Genomic DNA, 9,598 nt, shown 5'->3' with positions numbered 1-9,598 from the left:
GCAGTCCGCGTGCCATCAGGCGGTCCAGACATGCGACCCAAAAGGGGCTTAAGCTGCGCAAGATCAAGGATGCAATTCCGATCAGTGAACGCCCAAGCGCTCGCCAGGTTCGAGCGCGATGGTCGTGATCTGTCCCGGGGCGGCGTAGACCTGATAGAGCGCGCCCTCGGACCAGGGGTAGATCTGGATCGCATTGAAATAGCCCGTGCGCCTCGGTTCCGGCTCTCGTCGCAGCCCTGCGTTGGCCTCGTCGCCATCAGCCTTGATGTTGGAGGTTGGTTTTGGATCTGTAGAACTTGCCGTCACCATAGAAGACCACGGATCATTTTTTGGCGTTGGTCCAGTGTTCTGCGGCTTCGGTGGCCGCAGCACGCGCTCGGCGAACCTTCGATCCTCGAAGTACCGCGCCTTCTTCGCCCGGATCGGCGGCGAACCAGCCACCATGACAATTTCGTCGTCGGGCGGCAGTTGCATGATTTCGCCAGGGGTCAAAAGTTGACGTGCTGTCTCGGAGCGGGACACCATTAGATGCCCGAGCCAGGGTGCAAGTCGGTGCCCGGCGTAGTTTCGCATCGCCTTCATCTCAGTAGCCGTTCCGAGGGCGTCCGACACCCGCTTGGCCGTGCGCTCGTCATTGGCGGCGAAACTCACCCGGACATGGCAGTTGTCGAGGGTGGCGTTGTTCTGACCATAGACCTTCTCGATCTGGTTCAAGGATTGCGCGATCAGGAGGCTCTTGATCCCATAGCCCGCCATGAAGGCCAGAGCGCTTTCGAAGAAATCGAGCCGTCCGAGCGCCGGGAATTCGTCGAGCATCATGAGGACACGGTGACGGCGCTTGGTGTCATGCAAGTCCTCGGTCAAACGGCGGCCGATCTGGTTCAGGACAAGCCGGATCAGCGGTTTGGTCCGCGAGATGTCTGAGGGTGGCACGACGAGATAGAGCGTCGTCGGTCCTGCAGCGCTGATCAGGTCTGCAATCCGCCAGTCGCAGCGGCGGGTGACATGGGCAACGACAGGGTCGCGGTAGAGGCCGAGAAAGGACATGGCGGTCGACAGAACGCCCGAGCGTTCATTGTCGGATTTGTTGAGCAGTTCCCGCGCCGTCGAGGCGATGACCGGATGCGGCCCGGCCTCGCCTAGATGGCGCGTTGCCATCATGGCTTCCTGCGCCAGAGGCCATAGTCCCGATGGACCAAAGGCCAATCATGCACTAACTTTCATTCTGGACCACTCAGGTGGGGCTGCTCAAACCCCAATTCGACAGGAAGTGCATACGTGAACTTCATTCCTGAAGATGAAGTTGACCGCGTCGGCAACGTCTATGGTGCCAACATGCAAAGGTTACCGGAGATCAAGGCGAGATACGACCCGGACAATTTTTTCCGCTGCAATCACAACATTCTGCCAGCGGAACGTCCTGTCGCTGCGAAGTAAGGGAAGGATTATGTCGGCGGGAGTTCTGGCTGGAAAGCTCCATGACGTCCCGCCTGTTCCATGGTGGCGACACTGGAGAGCCCGGCTTGCCAGCGTTTTGGGGGAACGGAGGTGGTGGTTATCTAAACCACTTGCCGCAGCTCAAGGTGTTTGTTTCGAGCTCTGCATTGGTAACGGTGACGGCGAATCGAGGGTGTTGACTTGATTGCCGCCGCGTAAACCAGCATGCTGCTTTGCATGGGCTTAGAAATTGACAAATGGCTGAACGCGCTGGGCATGGACCGGTATGTTGATGCGTTTCTCGAAAACGATGTCGATTACCGTGTTCTGCCGCTTTTGACCAGCGAAGACCTGAAAGAACTGGGCGTAAGCCTGGGGCACAGAAAACTCATTCTGGCTGGGATTCGGGACCTCTCAACGAGCCATGGCGATGCCGGGCCAGACGCAGCTGGTTCCGGCACTGTCGCCGAAGTGCCCTCGTCCGCGCCTGCGCTCGAAGTTGAGGAGCCTGATGCAGGCTTTGCGCCTGCAAAAAAGCCGAACACCGCGGCCGCCGCGGAACGCAGACATTTAACGGTTATGTTTGCCGATCTCATCGGCTCCACAGAATTGACCAACCGCCTTGATCCCGAAGATATGCGGGTCCTACTGCAACGCTACCAAGACGCAGTTGCAGGGGCAGTTAGCCGGTATGGCGGGTACGTCGCTAAATACCTCGGCGATGGTTTGCTGGTCTTTTTCGGGTGGCCCCGCGCCTATGAAGATCATGCTGTGCGAGCCATCAAGGCCGGGTTGGAGGCCGTTCAGCGTGTAAAAGAACTTCGGGCGCCTGATGGAGCGCCGCTGTCTGTCCGCGTGGGGATTGCCAGCGGAGAGGTGGTGGTCGGCGATGCAATCAGCGAAAACACCTACGAAGAAGGCGCGATGACGGGACCTATCCTGAATCTCGCAGCACGCATTCAGGAGCATGCACCGCCGAACACCATTGTGCTGCCCGAAGAGGGCACAGAACCTTCGCTAAGGCGTATCTTTGAGTTTTCGTCACTCGGACAGGTGTCATTGAAAGGATTTGATGCGCCATGCGCACTGTTGCAAGTAAAAGCCGAGCGCAGTGCAGAAAGCCGGTTTCGCGCCGCACATAACGAAGACTCGACGAACGCACTTGTGGGGCGCAATCTCGAAAAGGGAATACTCAGAGAAACATGGCAACGCGCGCAGAGCGGCAACGGCGAAGTCGTCCTTCTGAGCGGCGAAGCCGGTATCGGTAAATCCCGCCTTGCTGAAGAGTTTCTGACCGATGATGAAGTCGCGGGCAGCGCAGATATTGTCAGGTTGAATTGCTCTCCTTACCTGACCAGTAGCCCGTTTCACCCCGTCACCGAGCGCATTTCTCAGGACGCGGGTTTTGAACCAGGCTTTGACGATGACCGAATTTTGGAACATCTGCGCTTTATGCTGGAAGCATGGCCGGGGCTGGATGTGCAACAGGTCCTTCCCGTTTTTGCAGCCCTTGTTGCACCGCGCAGCAAGGTTGCTCAGGATGTCCTTGCGATGTCGCCAAAAGAACAGCGGGACATCTCCATTCAGACACTGATTAACACTATAAAAGTCCGGGCGAGCCACCGGCCTGTTATCTTATTTGTTGAAGATGCGCACTGGATTGACCCATCCACCAATGCACTTCTCGAACGCTTCAAGGATATTGTCACAGACCTGCCATTAATGGTTCTGGTATCTCACAGGCCCGAGTGGTCTCTGGAACAGTCCGAAGGCGATGCACATGTTCAAAATCTGCGCCTGCGCCGGTTCGACGCGGGTCACGTTGCGGATTTGGTCAGAACCATCTCTGGTCAGGAACCAGATCAAGATCTGATCGACGTGATCATTGAAAAGACCGATGGCGTGCCGCTTTTCGTCGAAGAACTGACGCGCGCCATCCGGAGATCGGGTGGTCATGACAAGATGAAAGTGCCTTCGTCCTTGAAGGGGACGCTGATGGCGCGCCTTGATTCGGTTTCACAAGATGCAAAACAGGTTGCCTTGGCGGGAGCGGTGATTGGCCGCGAATTTGACCCGACGGTATTAACCGAAGCGATGGCAAGCGGACAGGTCGACGTCCCCGCCTGTCTCGAAGAGCTTCGCAAGTCGGGCCTAATCTTCGAAAGTGGCCACAGCAGGGGTAACTATGTCTTCCGTCACGCTCTTATCCGCGACACGGCATACCAATCGATGCTGGCAGCGACGCGCCGCGAGCAGCACGCGCGGGTCGCACACGCCTTGGCGGCATTGAGGCCCGCAGAAGTTGAACGACAGCCCGAACTTGTTGCCCGCCACCTGACCGAAGCGCAAGACTGGTCTTCCGCTTTCAAGCGATGGCGGTCCGCAACCGAACTGGCTCTGGGCCGTTCGGCAAGTCAAGAAGCAGTGGCAAATGCCAAAGAGACCCTGGAAGCGGCGCGCCATCTGGGAGAGGAGACCGCTGTTGAAGTGATCACCGCGAAAATCCTGGTTGGAAGAAGCTACGACAGTGTCGGACGCCTGCCGGATTGCATCGCAATTCTTGAGGAAGTCTGGAACACGTCGCGAAGTGTTGGAAACGCCGAACTTGCGGCGGACGCCGCAAATTATTTCGCCGATACATCCATGATGGCCGGTGACCAGCATCGCAAGTCGATCGAATTTTGTCTTCAGGCCCTGAAAGACTTGTCCGAGCAGGATGAAAGGCGCCGTTGCGGACTCATGAGTCAGCTTGCACGGGCCTATATGTTCACTGGTCAATTCGAAGAAAGTGGACACTTCAGCAGCAAGGCAATGGAGCTTGCAGCGAAGTTGGGAGACCACAAGGCGCAATTCTCCGTCATGATGTCACGGTTTGGCGCGCCTTTCGTAGCACGCACCAAGGACGAAATTCGGCATTGGCGCGAAAATCTTGAAGCGATGCACCGCGTTGCGGAGAATCTGGGCAATATCGATCAGGGCCGGGACCGCACACTGAGCCTGTTTGTTGGCGCTGAAATGGCGGACCGTCAGCTTATGGATCATTCGCTGGAGCTGTTGACCGAGATTTCCGAGAAGGACAATCACCTTCAGCTTTATTGGGTTCAAATCCACGCGCGCGCAATGGTTGCTATTTTGAACGGGGATTTCGAGCAGGCCGAGCAATATGCGAACGAAGCAGTAAAGATCGGTCGGCAGACGCATGGGGAACATGTCGAAGGTGTTTACGGTGTTCAGATGTTCACAATTCGCCGCGAGCAGAGCCGACTGCAGGAGGTCGCTCCGGTCATAAAACGTCTCATGTCTGACAGCCCCGAAGACACGACCTGGAAACCCGGTTTTGGACTGATTGCTGCTGAGCTGGGCTACATGGACGCAGCAGAACGCATCCTCGGTGAACTGGCAGACGGTGGTTTTGAGCTGCCGCACGATGCGATGTATTCCACTTCGCTTTCATACCTAGCCGACATTTGTCTGGCCGTGGAGCATCTGGAGCACGCAAAGACGATCTACGATATGCTGCTGCCTTACAAGAATTTCACCATAACCGCCGGTGCCACCACCGTTTGCGCCGGGGCCGCTGCGCGCAGACTTGGCAGCCTTGCCGCCTTGATGGGGGATTGGGACGCATCAAACGAAATGTTTGAAAAGGCGATCGACATCGACACCAGCATGGGCGCGCTGCCATGGATTGCTCATAGTAAGTATGCCTTTGCAGTGGGCCTTAGGCAGCGCGGCAGAAAACAAGACTGGGAGCGCGCATTTCGCTTGGAAGCGGAAGCGTTGGCAACCGCTCAGAAACTGGATATGGTTTCGCTCAAGTCCAAACTTGATGGTCAAGCGTCATAGGGCCGGATTTTACGCGCGGGAGAGAACAATGCCACGTTATGTTATCGAAAGAAATTTCGCTGAGAAGCTAGAAGTTGACGACGACGCCAAGAAGCACATCAAACAGGTTAACGACGCCGAAGGCGTCGAATGGATTTTCTCTTTTCTCAGCGCAGACAAGCGGAAAACCTACTGCCTGTATGAAGCCCCTGACGAGGATAGCCTGAGAAGGGCAGCGGAACGCCTGAACATTCCTGCTGACGTGATCACCCCTGTGGATCGTATAGATCCAGGTATCTTTGCCTGACTGAAAGTTCCGACAATCCGTTGTGATGCCAGTGTTGACTGTCACTGAGAACTGACCCGGTAGCCCCATAAATTGTCACTGAGAATTGACCCATGTGAACACATAGCCCTGACGGTTTTGGTCAGGGTGAAGTGGTCCGGGAAAATCGAACGCCGTGCTAAGATGTATCCAACAATGACGACATCGCAATCTTTTACACACGTGATAAAATGGCTGGTACGATCTGCTAAGGTGGGCGTGATGCGGCCGACCACCTCGAGACTCTGCTGTGTTTGCAACTTTTGCTAATGAGCTTTTCATCTGGCAATATCCTTCCCCCCGTCATGCGGGGGAAGGCCCTTCGCTTCCAGATCCGTATCCACACGATGCCTTTTTTCGGTGGCCAGCCGCTTCCCCGCAGGCTTTGCTCCTGCCCCACCTTGACCGTCTCCAGCCAAAGCAGTCCCCGGTCCGTCACATCGCGCCTTGGCCTCGATTTTACCGTTCGGTGGGTTTCGTTGTCGTGTTTCTGCGCCGGGCCAGAAGGAGCCGCGTCGGCGCGGGGTGGGGTGGTCCCCGGATCTTTTTCCGTCATTGGTGACTGGGTATCCAGCCAAAGTCATGTTCGCCAATAGCGGCATTGTCATGTTGAGCGCTATTGTTCTCGATCAGCTTCAGCCACTTCAGGACCTGCTCGCGGCCTCAGACCCTGCGCCACCGAGCAGGTCCTGCAGCACCATCGAGGTGCCCGGCTTCACATCGCTGACTTCGTAAAGGCTGACGGGCGTGTCGCGCAGAGCCGAAAAATAATCAGCGGAACACCACCGCACGAACAGGCCGGACAGACGACGGTACTGACAAAAATGACCGCAGAAACCACTAGAAAATGCTTGCAATACAGGAGCCACCCACAGAAGCCGTTCATCCATTGATCGCTATGCTGCGGTGCGGCCCGTCAGACCGGCCATTCGCCGCAACTGCGAAGTAATGGCGGCCGCGAGTTCACGCAGCGCACTGAATGATGGACAGTATTATATGCCACCCACGATCCCCTACGCCACCTTGCCGTCCACGGAAGATCTCGGCCCTGCGGATCGCGAAGCTCTGATCGAACATGGCATGGCGCTGAAAACACTGTCCACCAACCAAGCATTGAAGGAGATGAAAAAATGCGCCTGATTTCCAAACTTCTGACGACCGCGATCTTTGCTGTCTCTGCGACCATCGCTGCGGCTTCTGAAGACAAACACTGGGTCATTCTGGGCCATTTCGCACAGGACACTGGATTCATCCCCCGCTTGGCCAATATGGCGCCGAAGATCTTTGACGCCATGGTCCAAGATGGCTTGAAAAAGGGAGATCAAGTCACTTTCGCTGGTACCCAAGCGGCTCCGGATGAGTGGTTTGCAGACATGACGTTGTCCGCTGCTGCGGGCCGGGTGAAGCCTGATCATCTCGCAGACTTCCTTAAGTTGCGCTTGGCTGATTTTTCCAAGTTCGACGCGCCTACCGATGGCTCAGACCTATGGTGGTCTTTGGATCAAATGTCTGGCTACACCGATTGCACGGCGCGCCCGACCAATGTGGTCATCATCACCAATGGCTTTTCTGCCTCCGAGCAGACCGCCGATGGCAAGACATCCGGCGCGGGTGTCTTTCCCGGCAGCCTCGAGGGGTGCCATGTGAAAATGGTAGGCTTGGCCGCTTATGCTCCGCCCGGCGCGTCTCTCAAGCAACGTCGCCAGCTTGAACATATGTTCAAGCTGGCCATCACTGCAGGAGGAGCGGCCAGCTATGGCGTACTCAATTGAGCCAAAGCAGCCTAGCCGCCTGCCCCCGGACCGTTGGGTCCGGGGGGTTCCAACGCCACTGCAAATGCTATTGGCGCTGGCTCTGGCCGCAGGGGCTGTCTACTTGGCGGAGGTGTTTTGGACCGACATTGCGACCCCCGCGCGTAGCCTTCTCTACACAGTCATCCATGAAAACGGTCATGCTATCCCAGAGGTGTTGAGCCAAGATGGTGAAGTCCTCGAGATATTCTTCAACATGGACGGTTCAGGCTACGTCCTCTCTACAGGTGGATCAGACACGATGTTGCGGGTCGGCCTGGGATTGATGTTGCCGGTACTTGTTGCAGCACTCCTCACGGTTTTAGGGCTGTTAAGGTTTGGATTGGCGATTACCTTGGGGCTCATCTTCATCGTGCTGTTCTGGCAGGCCGTCTTCTTCGGGCGCGAACATGACATGCGGGTTTTTTGGACCATTTGCTATTGGGCGCTTCCAGCATTGATCGTGGCCTTTTGCCCCTGGCCGCTTCTGCGCTCAACCGCTGTCTTAATCTATGCTGTGGCCCTGACATTGGGCGTGATCGATGCGCTGCCTTACCTGCACGTCGAATATGTCGACCGGCCAGCACCATTCACCGCCGGAATGGAGCCCGCGCCACAGGCCGCGCCGTCCTCGATTCAGAGCCCGGAGCGTGCATACAAGATCCCGTCCGACATTCGTGAACTGGCTGACTACTGGGGCGCAGAAGAGATCGCACAACCCCGTCGCTACATCCACGCATTGATGATCGCCTGTGCCCTCTTGGCGGCAGCGGCAATCATCAGCTTCAACCTGCGTTATCGCTCATGACCACGGAGATTAATCCAATGAAAACTCTGACCTATCTGCCAGTCGCCCTCATGCTTAGTTTTCCCGTCACGGCGCAAGAGCGCGTCGTGATCACATTCGCGGATGGCACGACGAAGAGTGTGAACTTTGATGAGGTCCTAGAACTCCCAGGGGCCGAACCTGCGCTTACGGTGCCAGCGCCAGTGGTTGCGGGGCCCGTCGCCCCCAGCGTAAGCGTTACAACCGGTGACACGGGCGTGGTTGCAAATATCTCTATCGCTCCTGTAATCGGGCAAGACGGAAGCACGACTGTTATCGGCCAAGATGCCGGGAGCCCTGTGAGCGGAGATGCTCCGGAGACCCGCGTGACCGTTGGCATCACTGAGCCTGCGCCTCCTAAGCCACCGGCCCCGGCCCCGGCCCCGCCCACGCCAAAGATCACCGAGATGTCGTTTCCAGGCATGAATTTCGAGACCAACAAATATACAATCACTTTCGACGGGATGAAGCGCGTGGCCTATGTGGCTCAGATCATGTTTAAATATCAAGATTTGCGCATCATGGTGACCGGCCATACCGACAATGTGGGGTCCGAGGAAGAAAATCTGATCCTCTCTCAAAACCGTGCCAAAAGCTTCTCCAACGCGCTTAGCAATCGTTATGGGATCGATCCGCAGCGTATCACTTGGCACGGTGTCGGTGAAAGTGAACCATCGCATCCCAATTCGACTGAAGAGGGACGCTATGCGAACAGGCGGATCGTAATCACGCCGTTGGATGGAGCATAGAAAAAGTTTGCAACATAAAACTCAAACAAACATCGTGCTGAGGTTAATATACCTCAGCATATCCACTGTGGGTCAGCGTCAATCATGCTCTAGGCTCACATAGCCGCCCTGCGGCGGCGCAGCGAAACCCAGCGGTTCGAGCTGAATGGAAAGGACGTTAGTTGTCGGTGATCTTTGCAGTTTGCACGCGCAGGAAATGAACGGTTTCCGCCTGACTTGCTTAGTCTCAATCGATCGACGGGTCGCCCGACAAGGATCTGAACTAGGCTGGCATGGATCCCTATCCGCAAACTGTTCGGGATGACAGAGTGCTCGCCGTCGGGCCGTGTCGTTGATTCCATTGAATATTTTTTGCGCGACTCGCCAAACGTTGACGTGGCGTTGACATGGATTGCACACAAGCAAAAAGCCCCGCGTGATGCGAGGCCTAAAGCTTTGGTATTGTTCGGTAAAGTTGGTTGCGGGAGGGCGCATTGACCTTGACCGAACCACAGAAGAGTTCCTGAGGTACATGAGAGGGTCTAAACTCAATCTCTGACAATATGCGGCGGAAAGCTGATGGGGTGGATGGCTCCTGCTCCAATCGGCGTCGCAATGCGCCATACTGCAGATGTCCATATCTGCGTATAGGAGGAGCCACCCAATG

The 9,598-nt window shown here is 56.4% G+C and carries 8 protein-coding genes and 1 pseudogene; 7 read left to right on the top strand and 2 right to left on the bottom strand.

Going from position 1 to position 9,598, the window contains the following annotated elements; translation table 11 throughout:
- Positions 1 to 357: 357 nt before the first annotated feature.
- Positions 358 to 1,164 (bottom strand): annotated as a pseudogene (locus BUB78_RS19410) (type IV secretory system conjugative DNA transfer family protein); the annotation flags it as partial.
- Between the two features lie 114 nt (positions 1,165 to 1,278).
- On the opposite strand from BUB78_RS19410, the gene BUB78_RS19405 reads away from it, so the two are divergent.
- From BUB78_RS19405 to BUB78_RS19395, 3 genes are all read left to right on the top strand, one after another.
- Entirely contained in the window at positions 1,279 to 1,437 is a 159-nt protein-coding gene (locus BUB78_RS19405; RefSeq protein WP_084732974.1) for a BBE domain-containing protein, read from the top strand.
- 237 nt (positions 1,438 to 1,674) lie between these two features.
- Positions 1,675 to 5,283 (top strand): AAA family ATPase, encoded by a 3,609-nt coding sequence (locus tag BUB78_RS19400; protein WP_073201007.1) that lies wholly within the window; start codon positions 1,675 to 1,677, stop codon positions 5,281 to 5,283.
- A 28-nt stretch (positions 5,284 to 5,311) separates the two neighbouring features.
- Positions 5,312 to 5,569 (top strand): DUF4242 domain-containing protein, encoded by a 258-nt coding sequence (locus BUB78_RS19395; protein ID WP_073201005.1) that lies wholly within the window; start codon positions 5,312 to 5,314, stop codon positions 5,567 to 5,569.
- 662 nt (positions 5,570 to 6,231) lie between these two features.
- On the opposite strand, the gene BUB78_RS20535 is transcribed toward BUB78_RS19395, so the two are convergent.
- Positions 6,232 to 6,477 (bottom strand): hypothetical protein, encoded by a 246-nt coding sequence (locus tag BUB78_RS20535; RefSeq protein ID WP_139279413.1) that lies wholly within the window; start codon positions 6,475 to 6,477, stop codon positions 6,232 to 6,234.
- 106 nt (positions 6,478 to 6,583) lie between these two features.
- Between BUB78_RS20535 and BUB78_RS20815 the strand changes: the two genes are divergently transcribed.
- From BUB78_RS20815 to BUB78_RS19375, 4 genes are all read left to right on the top strand, one after another.
- Positions 6,584 to 6,727, top strand: a complete 144-nt coding sequence (locus tag BUB78_RS20815) for a hypothetical protein (protein ID WP_170865122.1) — start codon at positions 6,584 to 6,586, stop codon at positions 6,725 to 6,727.
- Entirely contained in the window at positions 6,718 to 7,359 is a 642-nt protein-coding gene (locus BUB78_RS19385) for a hypothetical protein (protein ID WP_073201001.1), read from the top strand. Before BUB78_RS20815 ends, BUB78_RS19385 begins: the two co-directional genes overlap by 10 nt.
- Positions 7,360 to 7,423: 64 nt before the next feature.
- The gene (locus BUB78_RS19380; RefSeq protein WP_073200999.1) at positions 7,424 to 8,185 is read left to right on the top strand and encodes a hypothetical protein; all 762 of its coding nucleotides are present in this window, start codon (positions 7,424 to 7,426) and stop codon (positions 8,183 to 8,185) included.
- A 17-nt stretch (positions 8,186 to 8,202) separates the two neighbouring features.
- Entirely contained in the window at positions 8,203 to 8,952 is a 750-nt protein-coding gene (locus tag BUB78_RS19375; RefSeq protein ID WP_170865121.1) for an OmpA family protein, read from the top strand.
- Positions 8,953 to 9,598 lie beyond the last annotated feature (646 nt).

The sequence above is a fragment of the Roseovarius marisflavi genome (genome assembly GCF_900142625.1).
Lineage (GTDB): Bacteria > Pseudomonadota > Alphaproteobacteria > Rhodobacterales > Rhodobacteraceae > Roseovarius > Roseovarius marisflavi.
The sequence above is the reverse complement of the archived record's forward strand: the minus strand, read 5'-3'. Positions and strand labels throughout refer to the sequence as shown.